Origin of the sequence: Streptomyces sp. P17 (assembly GCF_032436805.1) — a bacterium.
Lineage (GTDB): Bacteria > Actinomycetota > Actinomycetes > Streptomycetales > Streptomycetaceae > Streptomyces.
The window spans coordinates 106,832-121,557 of record NZ_JAVRBF010000019.1; the positions used below are offsets into that span (position 1 = coordinate 106,832).

General features: G+C 71.7%; 14 protein-coding genes and 1 pseudogene. 8 read left to right on the forward strand and 7 right to left on the reverse strand.

Annotated features, from left to right (window positions below; translation table 11 throughout):
- Positions 1–57 precede the first annotated feature (57 nt).
- The 3 genes from RMT89_RS15010 to RMT89_RS15020 all read left to right on the forward strand — a co-directional run bounded on the left by RMT89_RS15010 (position 58) and on the right by RMT89_RS15020 (position 4,147).
- Entirely contained in the window at positions 58–3,012 is a 2,955-nt protein-coding gene (locus RMT89_RS15010; RefSeq protein WP_315884248.1) for a BTAD domain-containing putative transcriptional regulator, read from the forward strand.
- A 210-nt stretch (positions 3,013–3,222) separates the two neighbouring features.
- Entirely contained in the window at positions 3,223–3,423 is a 201-nt protein-coding gene (locus tag RMT89_RS15015) for a hypothetical protein (protein ID WP_315884249.1), read from the forward strand.
- 271 nt (positions 3,424–3,694) lie between these two features.
- Complete coding sequence (locus RMT89_RS15020) at positions 3,695–4,147, forward strand: phospholipase (protein WP_315884250.1); 453 nt, start codon at positions 3,695–3,697, stop codon at positions 4,145–4,147.
- Positions 4,148–4,174: 27 nt separating this feature from the next.
- On the opposite strand, the gene RMT89_RS15025 is transcribed toward RMT89_RS15020, so the two are convergent.
- The gene (locus RMT89_RS15025) at positions 4,175–5,719 is read right to left on the reverse strand and encodes a FadD3 family acyl-CoA ligase (protein WP_315884251.1); all 1,545 of its coding nucleotides are present in this window, start codon (positions 5,717–5,719) and stop codon (positions 4,175–4,177) included.
- A gap of 83 nt (positions 5,720–5,802) precedes the next feature.
- Here RMT89_RS15025 and RMT89_RS15030 point away from each other — a divergent pair, with 83 nt between their 5' ends.
- From RMT89_RS15030 to RMT89_RS15040, 3 genes are read left to right on the forward strand one after another with little or no spacing between them, the layout of a single operon-like run.
- The gene (locus RMT89_RS15030) at positions 5,803–6,951 is read left to right on the forward strand and encodes a lipid-transfer protein (protein WP_315884252.1); all 1,149 of its coding nucleotides are present in this window, start codon (positions 5,803–5,805) and stop codon (positions 6,949–6,951) included.
- Between the two features lie 15 nt (positions 6,952–6,966).
- The gene (locus RMT89_RS15035) at positions 6,967–7,383 is read left to right on the forward strand and encodes an OB-fold domain-containing protein (RefSeq protein WP_315884253.1); all 417 of its coding nucleotides are present in this window, start codon (positions 6,967–6,969) and stop codon (positions 7,381–7,383) included.
- A complete protein-coding gene (locus RMT89_RS15040) occupies positions 7,380–8,153 on the forward strand; it encodes an enoyl-CoA hydratase/isomerase family protein (RefSeq protein WP_315884254.1) in 774 nt (257 codons plus the stop codon). Before RMT89_RS15035 ends, RMT89_RS15040 begins: the two co-directional genes overlap by 4 nt.
- A gap of 6 nt (positions 8,154–8,159) precedes the next feature.
- Here the strand turns inward: RMT89_RS15040 and RMT89_RS15045 are convergent, their stop codons facing one another.
- From RMT89_RS15045 to RMT89_RS15055, 3 genes are all read right to left on the reverse strand, one after another.
- Positions 8,160–8,288 carry a hypothetical protein gene (locus tag RMT89_RS15045; RefSeq protein ID WP_315884255.1) on the reverse strand — a complete coding sequence of 43 codons (129 nt, stop codon included), beginning with the start codon at positions 8,286–8,288 and terminating at the stop codon, positions 8,160–8,162.
- 437 nt (positions 8,289–8,725) lie between these two features.
- Positions 8,726–11,044 (reverse strand): serine/threonine-protein kinase, encoded by a 2,319-nt coding sequence (locus RMT89_RS15050; protein WP_315884256.1) that lies wholly within the window; start codon positions 11,042–11,044, stop codon positions 8,726–8,728.
- 163 nt (positions 11,045–11,207) lie between these two features.
- Complete coding sequence (locus RMT89_RS15055) at positions 11,208–11,924, reverse strand: VOC family protein (RefSeq protein WP_315884257.1); 717 nt, start codon at positions 11,922–11,924, stop codon at positions 11,208–11,210.
- Positions 11,925–12,046: 122 nt separating this feature from the next.
- On the opposite strand from RMT89_RS15055, the gene RMT89_RS15060 reads away from it, so the two are divergent.
- Positions 12,047–12,694, forward strand: coding sequence for a TetR family transcriptional regulator (locus tag RMT89_RS15060; RefSeq protein WP_315884258.1), 648 nt, complete (start codon positions 12,047–12,049; stop codon positions 12,692–12,694).
- A 76-nt stretch (positions 12,695–12,770) separates the two neighbouring features.
- Here RMT89_RS15060 and RMT89_RS15065 read toward each other — a convergent pair whose 3' ends face one another.
- Positions 12,771–13,223 (reverse strand): Lrp/AsnC family transcriptional regulator, encoded by a 453-nt coding sequence (locus tag RMT89_RS15065; protein WP_315884259.1) that lies wholly within the window; start codon positions 13,221–13,223, stop codon positions 12,771–12,773.
- An 82-nt stretch (positions 13,224–13,305) separates the two neighbouring features.
- On the opposite strand from RMT89_RS15065, the gene RMT89_RS15070 reads away from it, so the two are divergent.
- Positions 13,306–13,911 carry a LysE family translocator gene (locus RMT89_RS15070; RefSeq protein WP_315884260.1) on the forward strand — a complete coding sequence of 202 codons (606 nt, stop codon included), beginning with the start codon at positions 13,306–13,308 and terminating at the stop codon, positions 13,909–13,911.
- Here RMT89_RS15070 and RMT89_RS15075 read toward each other — a convergent pair.
- Entirely contained in the window at positions 13,906–14,382 is a 477-nt protein-coding gene (locus RMT89_RS15075; RefSeq protein ID WP_315884261.1) for a nitroreductase family deazaflavin-dependent oxidoreductase, read from the reverse strand. The two genes, RMT89_RS15070 and RMT89_RS15075, sit on opposite strands and share 6 nt — an antisense overlap.
- Positions 14,379–14,726: pseudogene (locus tag RMT89_RS15080) on the reverse strand (acyl-CoA dehydrogenase); the annotation flags it as partial. The gene RMT89_RS15075 and the pseudogene RMT89_RS15080, both read right to left, overlap by 4 nt.

Sequence of the window (14,726 nt, forward strand, 5' to 3'; positions counted from 1 at the left end):
GCCATGAACAAGGCAAACTGGCGCCTGGTTGTCATGACGTTCTGCAGGGGGACGGCGATGGACGGTGTACCGCGGGTGCCGGAGCAGAGGCGTGGCGGCCGTGACGGCTCATCCGAGCCGGCGGCGCTGCGCTTCAGCGTGCTCGGCCCGGTGCGCGCCTGGCGCGAGGAGGAGCTGCTCAACACCGGCTCGCCCCAGCAACGCGCCCTGCTCGCGGCCCTGCTGCTGCGCGAGGGCCGCACGGCGACGGCGGCGGAACTGATCGACGCGCTGTGGGGCGAGGAACCGCCGTCCCAGGCGCTGGCGGCGGTACGGACGTACGCGTCCCGGCTGCGCAAGGTCCTGGACCCGGGTGTCCTGGTCAGCGAGTCCGGCGGATACGCGGTGCGGGGCCTGGGGTTCGGCGCCCTGGACCTGTCGATGGCGCAGGAACTGGCGACGGAGGCGGAGAAGGCGCGGGGGGCGGGCGACCTGTGCCATGCGCGGGAGGTCCTGAACCGCGCACTGGCCCTGTGGGACGGCGAACCTCTGGCAGGCGTCCCCGGCCCGTACGCCGAGGCCCAACGGGTCCGCCTGGAGGAGTGGCGGCTCCAGCTCCTGGAGTCCCGCCTGGACATGGACCTGGAACAGGGCTGCCACGCGGAGGCGGTCTCGGAACTGACGGCCCTGACGGCGGCGCACCCGCTCCGGGAACGCCTGCGTGAGCTGCTGATGCTGGCCCTGTACCGCAGCGGGCGCCAGGCGGAGGCGCTGGCGGTGTACGCGGACACGCGGCGCCTGCTGGCGGACGAACTGGGCGTGGACCCCCGTCCGGGGTTGAGCGAGCTCCAGCAGCGCATCCTCCAGGCGGACCCGGGCCTGGCGGAACCGTCGGCACCGCTGGCGGAGCCTTCGACGGTCCCGGTCCGCCCGGCCCAGCTCCCGGCGACGGTCCCCGACTTCACGGGCCGCGCGTCGTTCGTCTCCGAGCTGAGCGAGGTGCTCGCGTCGGCGGAGGGCCGCGTGATGGCGGTGTCGGCGCTGGCGGGGATCGGGGGCGTCGGCAAGACGACCCTTGCGGTCCATGTGGCCCACCAGTCCCGTTCGGCCTTCCCGGACGGCCAGCTGTACGTGGACCTCCAGGGCGCGGGCGCGAGGGCGGCGGACCCGGAGACGGTACTGGGGGCATTTCTGAGGGCCCTGGGCACGGCGGACTCCGCGATCCCGGACTCCCTGGAGGAGCGGGCGGCGCTGTACCGCTCGGTGCTGGACGGGCGCCGGGTGCTGGTGCTGCTGGACAACGCGCGGGATGCGGCGCAGGTGAGGCCCTTGCTGCCGGGGACGTCGGGCTGCGCGGCGCTGGTGACGTCGCGGGTGCGGATGGTGGACCTGGCGGGGGCGCACCTGGTGGACCTGGACGTGATGTCACCGGACGAAGCGTTGTCCCTGTTCACGAAGATCGTGGGCGAGGAGCGAGTGGCCTCGGAACGGGAAGCGGCCCTGGACGTGGTCGCGGCCTGCGGTTTCCTGCCCCTTGCGATCCGCATCGCGGCATCCCGCCTGGCGGCCCGGCGCACCTGGACGGTCTCGGTACTGGCGGCCAAGCTGGCGGACGAACGGCGGCGGCTGGACGAACTCCAGGCGGGCGATCTGGCGGTGAAGGCGACGTTCGAGCTGGGGTACGGCCAGCTGGAGCCGTCCCAGGCACGGGCGTTCCGGCTGCTGGGCCTGGCGGACGGTCCGGATATCTCACTGGCGGCGGCTGCGGCGGTCCTGGATCTTCCGGTGGAGGAGACGGAGGACTTGCTGGAGGCCCTGGTCGACACGTCGCTGCTGGAATCCGCGGCGCCTGGCCGGTATCGGTTCCATGATCTGGTCCGGCTCTACGCGCGTGCTTGTGCGGAGCGGGACGAGTGGCCGCCCAGTCAGCGGCGTGCCGCCCTGAGCCGCCTCCTGGACTTCTACCTGGGCACCGCGGCGGGGGGTTACGCGATGGAGCGGCCCGGAGACCGGCTGGTGGACCACCTCCACGCCACCGGGCCGGTTGGCCTGAGCTTCCCCGACCGGCAGGCCGCGCGGGACTGGCTGTACTCCGAGGCGGTACCGCTGCTCGCCTGTGCCCGGCAGTCCGCCGAGGGCAGCACCCTGCGCCGTGCGGTGGACCTGCTGTGGGCATCCGTCGACCTGGCCGAGTCGGGGGCCAACTCGAAGGAGTACGAAGCCGCCGCCACGGTGCTGCGGGACGCCGCGCGTGCCGAGGGCGACGTACGTGCCGAGGGTCGCGCGTCGGTCGTGCTGAGCAACGCACGCCTGTTCTCGGGCCTGTTCGACCGGGCGTATCCGGAGGCACAGGAGGCGATCCAGCTCGCCGGGACGACCGACGACCCGCTGCCGTCGAGCTGGGCGGCGAACATCCTGGGAAGCATCGCGTTCTACCAGAACCGCTACACGGACGCCGAACGGTTCTTCAGCCAGGCCATCGACAAGTTCCGGGGCTGCGGCGATGTCGCGGGGTCCGCGAGCCCGCTGTGCAACCTGTCCCGTCTGCATCTCGCCACGGGGCGTGCCGACACCGCCGTGGCACTGGCCCGCCAAGGAACCGACATCTACCAGTCGTTGGGCCACACCCTGCGGGGCGCGAACGGCCGCTACGCCCTCGGGATGGCGCTGGCCAAGACGGGACAGCACAGCGAGGCGACGCAGCAACTGGACGAGGCGCTCCGGGTCTTCCGTGACAGCCGACAGCGCCTGTGGGAAGGGATGACGCTGTGCCGGCTCGCGGAGGTCGACCTGGAGGCACGTAAGCCGGCCCAGGCGGCGAGCAACGCCGAGATGGCGCTCACGGTGCTGCGCGGCATCGGCGGCGACTGGCGCCGGGGGCACGTGCTGACCGTCCTGGGCAAGGCGCTGAACGGCATCGGGCACGCCGGCCGGGCGCTGGTCTGCTGGCGCGAAGCCCTGGAGATCTATGAGCGGCTGGACTCGCCGGAGGCCGCCGAGGTGAGGGGACTGCTCACACCGGTCGCCGCCTGAGGACGTCGGCGGCGTCGGGGGCGTTCATCATTCGTTTATCGCCGCCAGGCACTCTCGACGTGTCGATCCGTCGCGTCGGGGGGCAGGCGGGACGACCTTCGGCCGTCGTCTATGGTGAACGGCCGCGAGCAGCCCGTCCGGCGGTCCTCGGGGGAATCGCCGGACGGGCCTCGCAGTTCCGCAGGGATCCACCAAGGGGAGGCACCACCCATGAGCAACACCGAGAAGGACCCGGTCCTTGAGCCCGACAACACCCACGTCACCGACGCGGACAGCGGCGAGGAGATCAAGCCGCTCAACACCCACGTGACGAGCAGCCCGATCAAGCCGCTCAACACCCACGTGACGAGCACCGAGGACGAGGGCGAGGCCACCACGGACAACACCCACGTCACGGACAACCCGGCCTGACCGGCAGACACCACAGAACCTTTTCCCACACGGGGATCGGCCGCGGCGGCGCGGAGGGGGAGCCGCCGCGGCCGACGTGTGTCAAGGGGAAGCTCGGCCCCCTCGGGGGACGTGGAGTGGGATCGCGGCGTTCACCGCCTGATCATTGATCACATCCCTTGGTTAATCGGCTATTTGGTCCCCGCAGGTGTAAACGCGCATAGAACAGGCCGATCATCTTGACATGAACCTGCTGTCCGATGGACGGGCGGCAGCCTCATGGAGGTGTGGGATGCACCGCAGACTCGGTACCGCACTTGCAACCTCGGCCCTCACGATCGTCACCGTCGTCGCCACCGCGACCGCGGCCGACGCCGCTCCCGCCGACAAGCCTCAGGTCCTGGCCAGTTGGACCCAGACCAGCGCGAGCAGCTACAACCTCTGGGGCGCGGCCCGGGCCAACCAGGGCGCCTGGGCGGCCTACGGGTTCGACTGGTCCACCGACTACTGCTCCTCCTCGCCGGACAACCCCTTCGGCTTCCCGTTCCAGATGTCCTGCGCCCGCCACGACTTCGGCTACCGCAACTACAAGGCCGCCGGCACGTTCAGCGCCAACAAGTCCCGCCTCGACAGCGCCTTCTACGAGGACCTCAAGCGCGTCTGCAACAACTACGGCGGCGCCACCAAGACCGCCTGCAACAGCACCGCCTGGACGTACTACCAGGCCGTTCGCGCCTTCGGTTAGCCGGAGCAGCGGGGCGCCGGCCGTCCCTCAGCCGGCGTCCCGCAACCGCCCCTTCACCACCTTCCCGCTCGCGTTCCTCGGCAGCTCCGCCACGAACTCCACCGACCTCGGCACCTTGTAGTTCGCCATCTCCCGCCGGGACCACGCCATCAGGTCGTCCGCCGTCAGGACCGCCCCGGGACGCCGGACCACATACGCCTTGCCCACTTCCCCCAGGCGGTCGTCCGGTACGCCGATCACCGCCACGTCGGAGACATCCGGGTGCAGGGCGAGCACCTGCTCGATCTCCGCCGGGTACGCGTTGAAGCCGCCGACGATGTACATGTCCTTGATGCGATCCGTCACCCGCAGGTTCCCGGCCCCGTCCAGCACGCCCACGTCCCCCGTCCGCAGCCAGCCGTCCTCCGTCACCGCCTCCGCCGTCGCCCGCTCGTCCTCGTAGTAACCGCGCATGACGTTGAAGCCCCGGACCAGGACCTCCCCCGGTTCCCCCGACGGGGCGTCCACCCTCACCTCCGTCCCAGGTATCGCCCGTCCCGAGGTCGACGCGATCACCGTCGGGTCGTCGCCCCTGCGGCACATGGTCACGATCCCGCTCGCCTCCGAGAGGCCGTACGCCGTCAGGACCGTCGCCACCCCCAGTTCCGAGCGCAGCCGCTCCACCAGGCGCAGCGGCACCACCGCCGCCCCGGTGACCACAAGGCGCAGCGCCGAGAGGTCGAAGGCCGCGCGGGACGGGTGGTCCAGGAGGGACTGGAGCAGTGTCGGCGGCCCGGGCAGCACCGACACACCCTCCGCCGCCACATTCGCCAGCACCGTGTCCACGTTGAACACCGGCTGCGGGATCATCGTCGCCCCGCGCATCAGGCAGGCGATCACCCCGGCCTTGTAGCCGAAGGTGTGGAAGAAGGGGTTCACGATCAGATAGCGGTCCCCCAGCCTCAGGCCCGCCAGGTCGCTCCAGATCTCGTACGCCCTCAGCGTCTGCCCATGCGTGATCACCGCCCCCTTCGGGCGGCCCGTCGTCCCCGAGGTGTAGACGATGTCCGACGGCGACGACGGGCCCACGTCGACCGGGTCGCCGGCCAGCCCCTCCCCGCTCGCCAGGAAGTCCTTCCAGGTCCGGAAGTCCGCCGGCGCGTCGTCCGCCAGCACCACCACCTGCTCCAGCTCCGGCAGCGACGCAAGGCCCACCCGCCGCAGCGAGGCCACGTAGGACGTCCCCAGGAACGTGCCCGTCACGAACAGCAGCCGCGCCCCGCACCGCCGCAGCACATCCGCCGCCTCCGCCCCCTTGAACCGGGTGTTCAGCGGCACCAGCACCGCCCCCGCCGACACCGCGCCCAGCGCCGCCACGATCCAGTCCAGGGAGTTCGGCGCCCAGATCGCCACCCGGTCGCCCGGCCGGACCCCGTTCACGACACACGCCGCCGTGGAGCGGGACACCCGCGAACCCAACTCCGCGTACGAGATCCGCGTACGCCCCTCCACCACCGCCTCGGCATCCGCGTACCGCTCGGTCGCGTAGCGGACGAGTCCCGGAATGCTGCCCCACTCCACGTCACCGCGCACAACAGCCCCCAAACCAGTAGCTGACTGTCCGTCAGATTAGCGGTAACCTGACGCACTGTCAGCCGACGGGAGGGGCCAACAGCATGGTCGGGATCAAGGACGCCACCGCCATCGTGGGGATCGGACAGACCCGGTTCGCCAGGCAACTCCCCGAGGACGAGCGCACCCTCGCCTGCCGAGCCGTCCTCGCCGCGCTCGACGACGCCGGGATCGCGCCGAGCGAGGTCGACGCGCTCGCCTCGTACACCATGGAGGAGACGGACGAGGTGGAGCTGGCCAAGGCCGTCGGACTCGGTGACCTCACCTTCTTCAGCAAGGTCGGCTACGGAGGCGGCGGTTCGTGCGCCACCGTCGCCCACCTCGCCGCCGCCATCGCCGCAGGGCAGGCCACCGTCGGCGTCGCCTGGCGCTCACGCAAGCGCGGCAGCGGGCCGCGGCCCTGGACCAACACCGACGTCCAACTCCCCACGCCCGCCCAGTGGACCCGCCCCTACGGCCTGCTGCGGCCCGTCGACGAGATAGCCATGCTCGCCCGCCGCCATATGCACGAGTACGGCACCACCCGCGACCACCTCTTCAACGTCGCCCTCGCCTGCCGCAACCGCGCCAATCAGAACCCCGCCGCGATCATGTACGACCGCCCCCTCACCCGCGAGATGTACATGACCTCCCGCTGGATCAGCGAACCCCTCTGCCTCTACGACAACTGCCTGGAGACGGACGGCGCGTTGGCCTGCGTCGTCGTCAGCAGTGAGCGGGCCCGGGACTGTGCCCAGCGGCCCGTCTACGTCCACTCCGCCGCCCAAGGGCTCCCCGCCCAGCACCACGGCATGGTCAACTACTGGAACGACGACCCCCTCACCGGCCCCGCCTGGACCGCCGCCCGGCACCTGTGGAAGCACGCCGATCTCACCCCGCAGGACATCGACGTCGCCCAGATCTACGACGCCTTCACCGCGCTCGTCCCGCTCTCCCTGGAGGGCTACGGCTTCTGCGGGCGAGGAGAAGGCGGCGCCTACACCGAACAGGGCGCCCTGGAGATCGGCGGACGGCTCCCCCTCAACACCGGCGGCGGAGGGCTCTCCGAGGCCTACGTCCATGGCTTCAACCTCATCACCGAAGGCGTCAAGCAGCTCCGCGGCACCAGCACCGCCCAGGTCCCCGGCGCCGCCACCTGCCTCGTCACCGCCGGCGAGGGCGTACCCACCTCCGCACTGCTCCTACGGAACTGAGGAGTTGATCCACGGATGCTCTCCCCCGTCACCGACCCCGACGGCGCCCCCTTCTGGCAGTACGCCGCCCGGGGCGAACTCCGCGTCCAGGCCTGCGCCGAGTGCGGCGAACCCCGCTTCCCGCCCCGGCCGTGCTGTCCGCACTGCCAGTCCTTCGCCGGCGAGTGGCGGCCCCTGAGCGGGCACGGCCGCATCTGGTCCTACGTCGTCCCCCACCCGCCCCTCCTGCCCGACTACGCGGCGCAGGCGCCGTACAACGTCGTCCTCGTCGAGCTCACCGACGCGCCCCGCATCCGCCTCGTCGGCAATCTGGTCAGGGGGGCCGACGCGCCTTTGAACTCCGTGGACGCGGACCGGCTCCGGATCGGCGCCAAGGTCCAGGCCGTGTTCAGCCGTAGCGGTCTCCCGCAGTGGGTTCTGGAGCGTCCATGAGCCTGGACATCACCGCCGACAAGGACACCGGTGTCGCCGTCGTCTCCCTGAACCGGCCCGACAGGCTCAACGCCATCGACCTGGCTGCGGCACAAGAACTCACCGACGCCTGGCGGGCGTTCCGCTTCGACGACTCCGTCCGCGCGCTCGTCCTCACCGGCGCCGGGGAGCGGGCCTTCTGCACGGGGATCGACCGTGGGGTGCTCGTCGAGCAGCCCGACTCGCCGTACATGCAGGATGATCCGTTGCTGGGCATCGGGCCCAAATCCCATGACCTCTGGAAGCCCGTCATCGCCGCCGTGCACGGCATGGCCTGCGGCGGGGCCTTCTATCTGCTGGGCGAGTGCGATTTCGTCGTCGCCGACTCCACGGCCACCTTCTTCGACCCGCACACCACCTACGGCATGGTCAGCGCCTACGAGTCCATGCTCATGGCGCAGCGGATGCCCGCGGGCGAGGTCGCGCGCATGATGCTCATGGGCACCGCCGAGCGGATCTCCGCCCGGCGGGCCCATGAGGTGGGACTGGTATCCGAAGTAACCGACGAGGGCGGCGACTTGAAAGCGGCACTCGCGTGCGCCACCGTCATGGCCGGGTACCCCACCGAGGCCGTCCAGGGCACCGTCCGCGCCCTCTGGGCCGCCCAGGAGGCCGCCCGCGCCCAGGCCTTCGCCCAGGCGCCGCATCTCATCGCGCTGGGGAACCTGCCCGCCGAGCGGCAGGCGGAGCTGTTCGCGGGGCGTCGGGGCGGTGACCCCCGGGTGAGGTGAAGGCCGTCAGACGGACGGCATCGGTTCCGCCTCGCAGCGGTCGGCCTTCGCCGCCTCGGCCGCGTCGGTGAGGTCGACCTGGACCTCCACCGTGTCGTTCGCGGGGACGACCTGGTCAGTGCCAGAACCACCCATGCCGTTACTGGTGTGAACTTGAGCTTGCGCCCCCGAAGATCCATGACCCGCAGCCCGCTGATCACCTCTCGCGGTCATGCCACTGCATGGCGACCGATGCGTCCTCGGCGTAGCGTCTGGGGTGAGAGCGGCGTCAGGGCCGCTCCCGGCAGCGACGGCCGCCGTCTGGGCCCCCTTCCGTGCACCGGTACGACGGCCGTCCCCCGCGGGCCTGCCTGACAAATCCCCGTCATCCGCCCGTAGGGCGGGCCGGGCGGCGGCGATGGGGGTGCCCCCGCGCGAGCGTGTTCGAGCGTGGGGGAGCGTGCGATCGCAAGGCGCCGGAGCGCCCTCGTGGCGGAGCCACGTGGGCGGTTCGGCAACGCGGCTGGGTGTCCCCCCTCTGGGGGAGTGCATGCCAGACGCCGCCGGGCAGGCGGGGATCTGTCAGGCAGGCCCTAGCCGGTGCGCGCGGTACCCGTGCCCTTCTCCGCGTCCAGCGCGTAAACGCACCGGTCCTTGCTGCACGCGTACACGACGCCGTCCCGCACCACCGGCGAACCGGTGATCTCGCCGCCGGTCGCCAGCTTCCAGCGCAGCCGCCCGTCGTCGGCCTTGAGGGTGTAGAGCAGGTGGTCGGTGGAGCCGAAGTGGATACGGCCCTCCGCCACCGAGGGCGCCCCGACGATGTCCCCGCCCGCCTGGAACCGCCACTTGGGCGTTCCGGTGACGGCGTCCAGCGTGTACAGGCCCTTGCCGCTTCCCACATGCACATGGCCCGCGGCCACCAGCACCGGCTCGATGGACGATCTCGCCTCCGTCGCGATCCGCCAGCGGTCGCGGCCGTCGGTGGCGTCCAGGGCGTACACCGTGCCGAGGTAGTCGGCGAGATACACGCCGCCGCCCGTCACCGCCGGGCCCGGTACGAAGGTCGGCGGGCAGAGGAAGACCGCCGGGGCCTCGAAGTGCCAGCGGACCTGGCCGGAGGAGACGTCGAGGGCGAGGACGCGGGTGCCCGCGGAGACGTACACATAGCCGTCCACCGCCTGCGAGACCCGGACCGGTACGCCGCCGCAGGAGGCCGCGTCGCCGATGGGGTACGACCAGCGCTCGTCGCCCGTGCGGGCGTCGAGGGCGCGCAGGCGGGCGTCCTGCCAGACGTAGACCGTGCCCTCGTGGAGCGCGGGGCCCGCCTCGGGGGACTCGAAGTCGGTCTGGGCGCCGGTGAGCTCCCACAGCTTCTGACCGGTGGACGCCTCCCAGGCCTGGACCCCGCCGCCGCGGGTGCCGGTGACGACCGTGCCGCGTTCGGCCTTGAGCGAGTAGACCCAGGCGTCCGTCGGCAGCCGCCACAGGTCGCCGCCCTCACGGCAGTCCAGCGCGAAGAGGGTGGGGCCGTCGGAGGCGTGGATACGGCCGTCCGCGACCGCCATCGACCAGGCGACGTCCCTGGTCTTGAAGCGGCGGCGGCCGGTGCCGACATCCAGGGCGTGCACCTCGAAGGAGGTGACGTAGACCAGGTCGCCGGAGACCGCCGGGGTGCCCCACACGTCGTTGGACATACGGAACCGCCAGGGGCGCCAGCCGCTCGCCGTCTCCGGGGGCGCGGTGGGTGCCGCGGGCACCGCGGGGTCGGCGCCGTTGACTCCGGGGCGGGGCTTGGACCAGCTCGCGACCAGGCCGGCTTCCGGCGGCGGTGCCTTCACGGCGGCGGCGCGGGCGTCGGCGACGCGCGGTCCGGGTCCGATCGGGACCTGGGCGCCCGCCAGGCGCACCGGGCCGGTGTCGGGGGCGCCGGCGGGGACCGGGGGCGCGTGGGCGGGCGGGGGCGGCACCGCACGGCCGGCGCTGCGGCTCCCGGGGCCGGTCTTGGCAGGCGGGCGGCCGTTGCGGCGGGCCTCGATCAGGCTCACCGCCCGCTCGGGCAGCCACGCCGACGCCGTACCGCTGTCGTCCGAGCCGGAGCCGAAGAGGTGGGGGGCGAGCTGGGCCTGGAGGTCGGCCGGGTTCGGGCGGCCCGTCGCCTCCATCTGCATACAGGACTCGATCAGCGGGCGCAGTTCGTCCGGGAGGCCCTCCAGGTCGGGGCCCTCGCGGAGGAGCATGAAGACCGTCTCCACCGGGTTGGCGCCATGGAAGGGCGGATGGCCCGTCGCCGCGAACACCAGCATCGAGCCCAGCGAGAAGACATCGCTCGCGCCGGTGACGCTGCGGGAGTCCTTCGCCTGCTCGGGGGACATGTAGGCGGGGGTGCCGACGGCGACGTTCGTCATCGTCAAACGGGTGTTCGAGACGCCGGACGCGATGCCGAAGTCGATGACCCGGGGGCCGTCCTCCACGACGAGGACGTTGGAGGGCTTCAGGTCACGGTGGACAAGGCCCGCGCCGTGGATCGACTGGAGCGCCTCCGCCACACCCGCCGCCAGCCAGCGCACCGCCTGGGCCGGAAGGGGCCCGCACTCGTTCACTATCTCTTCGAGGGAGGGCGCGGGGACGTACGCGGTGGCCAGCCACGGCACGGCCGCACGCGGGTCGGCGTCGACCACGGCCGCCGTGTAGAAGCCGGAGACGGCCCGGGCCGCCTCGACCTCGCGTGTGAAGCGGACGCGGAAGAGCTGGTCCTCGGCGAGCTCCGTGCGGACCGTCTTGATCGCCACGCGCCGGCCGGACGCCGAGCGCGCGAGATAGACCAGCCCCATGCCGCCGGCGCCCAGCCGTCCCAGCACCTCGAACGGCCCGATTCGCCGCGGATCGTGCTGTGTCAGCTGATCCACCACTTGCCTGCCACCTCCCCGTACGGGCCGCGTCACCCACGTATGTACGCGACCCCGTGCAGCGTCTCACCACCGCACCGCCATGGCGGCACGCACCCCGATTCTTCCTGTCCGGGGGCGTGGTTGCGAACCCGGGGTCGAATCGGGGTGTCTTTGGACAAAAGCCTCAGTTCAAGCGCTGCAGCAGCGCGAACGACGCCCCCTGATTGTCCGTGACGACGGCCACGGTGCCGTACGACGTCTCGAAGGGTGGCGCCTGGACGCGTCCCCCCAGCCGTTGCACCGCCCCGACGGCCTCCTCGCAGTCCTCCACCCGGAAGTGGACGAGGAAGTGCGGCGGCATCTCGGCGGGGAAGACGTCCGAGACGGGGGCGCGGCCGAAGTCGGGTTTGGAGTCGGGCCCGAACAGGGCGTCGTGGAAGAGGTCGCCGTAGAAGTCGTTGACGGTGTCGGTGTCCCGCGCGTACAGCTGCACCCAGGCGAAGGTGCCGGGTGCGTGGCGGCGGCCGAAGCCGGGGTGGCTGCCCGCCTGCCAGAGCCCGAAGACGGCACCCTCGGGGTCGGTGACCAGGGCCGTGACGCCCTCCCCCTCGCCCACCTCCACGGGTGCCGTGACGATCTGCCCGTCCGCCGCCCGGATCCGCCGGACCAGCGCCTCGACGTCCGGGGTGGCGAAGTACACCGTCCAGACGGTCGGCATCCGCCCGTCCACCTTGGGGACGAGCGCCGCGACCGGCTCCCCCTCCTGCAAGGCATAGGACCCTTCGAAGCTCCACCCGAAGAGTTCACCGTAGAACCGCTTGCCCGCCTCGACGTCGGGGAGCTGGGCGTCCACCCAGCAGGGGACGCCCTCGACATACCCGGATGCCCTGTTTTCGGCCATGTCGCCAAAGTAACGGCCTCTCACGCACGCCGCAGACCAGGCACACCACGCTCTCCGCCCTCGTGCACCCCATTTGCAGTCGGCCGAATCGCGCTCCGATCACCCCTCGGTAAGCTGACGGCATGACAGGACAAGTGCGTACCGTCGACGGCCGCGTGGCCGGCCGGCGTGGGCAGGCGACCCGGCAGAAGCTGCTCGACTGCCTCAGCGAGATGCTCAGCTCCTCCCCTTACCGGGACGTCAAAGTCATCGATGTCGCCCGGAAGGCGGGCACTTCGCCCGCCACCTTCTACCAGTACTTCCCGGATGTCGAAGGCGCCGTCCTGGAGATCGCCGAGCAAATGGCCGCCGAGGGCGCCGGGTTGACCGAACTCCTCGCGGGGCGGTCGTGGGTCGGCAAGTCCGGCTGGCAGACCGCGCAGGAACTAGTCGACGGATTCCTGGAGTTCTGGCGGAAGAACGACGCGATCCTGCGCGTGGTCGATCTCGGCGCCGCCGAGGGCGACAAGCGCTTCTACAAGCTCCGGATGAAGATCCTCAACTCGGTGAACAACTCCCTCGCGGACGCGGTCGCGGAGTTGCAGGCCAAGGGCAAGGTCGACAAGGACGTCAACCCGGCCGCGGTGGCGGGCTCGATCGTCGCGATGCTCGCGGCGGTGGCCTCGCACCAGAAGGGCTTCCAGACCTGGGGCGTCAAGCCGGCCGAACTCAAGCCGAACCTGGCGCTGTTGGTGCATCTGGGCGTGACCGGCAAGAAGCCGACGAAGTAGCGCCCACCCTTTTACCAGGCCCCCAAGTCCTGTCTGGCAGGCGGCTGTTCACTCCGGTGGACGGCCGCCTGCCGTGCTATGCGGGCAGCGGACGGTCGCGTACGACGTGCTTCATCACCAGCGTCGAGGTCAGCCGCTGCACCCCGGGCAGAGCGGCCAGGCGCTCGTCGTACAGCCGCTGGAAGGCGGCGAGGTCGGCCGTCGCCACCCGCAGCAGATAGTCGGGCTCCCCGAACAGCCGCTGTGCGTCCAGGACATGCTCGATCTCGCCGATGGCCCGCTCGAACTCAGCGACGGTGTCCCGGTCCTCCTGCCGCATCGAGACGAAGACCAGCGCCTCGAAGGTCAGCCCCACGGCGGTCGGCTCCACCACGGCCCGGTAGCCGCTGATCGCCCCCGAGCGCTCCAGCTCGCGCAGCCGCCGGTGGCACGGCGAGACGCTGAGCCGCACCCGCCCGGCCAGCTCGGTCACGGTCAGCCGCCCGTCCTGCTGGAGCTCGGCAAGGATTTTCCGGTCTACGTCGTCCATGGGGCAAATCTTGCCTCAGTACACGCGATCACGAGCAAACTTCGGGAGCACTTTCGGGCCATTCCCGCCTAATGTCCCCACCATGGACTCCGGAACCCTCCTCTCCTTCCTCGCCCTCGACCTGCTGCTGGTCTGCGTGCCGGGCGCCGACTGGGCGTATGTGATCTCGGCGGGGCTGCGCGGCGGCAAGGTGGCGACGGCCGTCGGCGGCCTGGTGAGCGGCTACGCCCTGCACACGGCCCTGGCGGCGGCGGGCCTCGCCGTCCTGGTCGCGAGCAAGCCCGCGCTGCTGACCGGCCTGACGGTGGCCGGGGCGGCGTACCTGGTGTGGCTCGGGTGGAGCGTGCTGCGCCGGCCGGTGGTGCCCGGGGAGGCGGCGACCACCGGTGACCGGGTCTTCCTGCGCGGGGCCATGATCAGCGGCCTGAACCCGAAGGGCCTGCTGCTGTACCTGTCCGTCCTGCCGCAGTTCCTCGTCACGGGCGGCGGCCATCTACCGGTCCCCGCCCAGACCGCCGTCCTCGGCCTGCTCCACATGGCGTGCTCCGCGGCCGTCTATACGGCGGTCGGCGTCGGCGCCCGCGCGCTCCTCTCCGCCCGCCCGGCGGCGGCCCGCGCGGTCACCCGGACCTCCGGGGCGGCGATGCTCGGCATCGGGGCGTTCCTGCTGGTCCAGCGCACGCTATGACTCTCGTCGTACGACCCTGAAGAGCCGGATCTCCCGCTCCACCCGCGCCTGATAGGTGGCATACGGCGGCCAGAAGGCCAGCGCCGCCTTCCATACGGCCGCCCGTTCCTCCCCCTCCAGCAGATGCGCGGTCACGGCGATGTCCGCGCCCTTCCAGTTGATCTCGGCGTCGGGATGGGCGAGGAGGTTCGCGGTCCACGCGGGGTGGCCGGTCCTGCCGAAGTTGGAGCCGATGAGGAGCCAGGTCCCCTTCTCCGGTTCTGGCATACAGGCGAGCGGCGTCCGGCGGGGCAGGCCGCTGCGAGCGCCGGTGGAGGTGAGGATCACCCCGGGCAGCAACTGTGCGCTGAGCAGCACACGGCCCCGGGTGACCCGGTGCACGGCACGGTCCAGGGCCGGGATCACATGCGGGGCGACCTTGGCGAAGCCGCGCGTCGAGGACACCTTCTGCACGATCCGGACGCCGATCACACCGTCACCTCGAAGAGCCGCGCCACCTCGGCCGCGTACGCCCGCAGCCGGTGCACGGGCCCGAACAGCAACTCGTCGCCCGCGCCCCGCTTGAAGTACAGGTGCACATCGTGCTCCCAGGTGAAACCGATGCCCCCGTGCAACTGAATCGCCTCCCCGGCGGCACACCGCAACGCCTCCAGCGCCTGAGCGAGGGCGAGCCCGCCGACGGGTTCTTGGTGGGCGGGGGCGGGGCCGGCGAAGGCTTCCCGGCCGGCGGGGGCGAGCCCGGCGAAGGCTTCCCGGCCGGCGGGGGCGAGCCCGGCGAAGGCTTCCCGGCCGGCGGGGGCGAGCCCGGCGAAGGC

What these genes read in the sequence shown, in the direction of transcription:
- RMT89_RS15010 (WP_315884248.1), top strand. Translation starts at nt 58, where the DNA reads ATGGACGGTGTACCGCGGGTGCCGGAGCAGAGGCGTGGCGGCCGTGAC.
- RMT89_RS15015 (WP_315884249.1), top strand. Translation starts at nt 3,223, where the DNA reads ATGAGCAACACCGAGAAGGACCCGGTCCTTGAGCCCGACAACACCCAC.
- RMT89_RS15020 (WP_315884250.1), top strand. Translation starts at nt 3,695, where the DNA reads ATGCACCGCAGACTCGGTACCGCACTTGCAACCTCGGCCCTCACGATC.
- RMT89_RS15030 (WP_315884252.1), top strand. Translation starts at nt 5,803, where the DNA reads ATGGTCGGGATCAAGGACGCCACCGCCATCGTGGGGATCGGACAGACC.
- RMT89_RS15035 (WP_315884253.1), top strand. Translation starts at nt 6,967, where the DNA reads ATGCTCTCCCCCGTCACCGACCCCGACGGCGCCCCCTTCTGGCAGTAC.
- RMT89_RS15040 (WP_315884254.1), top strand. Translation starts at nt 7,380, where the DNA reads ATGAGCCTGGACATCACCGCCGACAAGGACACCGGTGTCGCCGTCGTC.
- RMT89_RS15045 (WP_315884255.1), bottom strand. Translation starts at nt 8,288, where the DNA reads ATGGGTGGTTCTGGCACTGACCAGGTCGTCCCCGCGAACGACACGGTG.
- RMT89_RS15055 (WP_315884257.1), bottom strand. Translation starts at nt 11,924, where the DNA reads ATGGCCGAAAACAGGGCATCCGGGTATGTCGAGGGCGTCCCCTGCTGG.
- RMT89_RS15060 (WP_315884258.1), top strand. Translation starts at nt 12,047, where the DNA reads ATGACAGGACAAGTGCGTACCGTCGACGGCCGCGTGGCCGGCCGGCGT.
- RMT89_RS15065 (WP_315884259.1), bottom strand. Translation starts at nt 13,223, where the DNA reads ATGGACGACGTAGACCGGAAAATCCTTGCCGAGCTCCAGCAGGACGGG.
- RMT89_RS15070 (WP_315884260.1), top strand. Translation starts at nt 13,306, where the DNA reads ATGGACTCCGGAACCCTCCTCTCCTTCCTCGCCCTCGACCTGCTGCTG.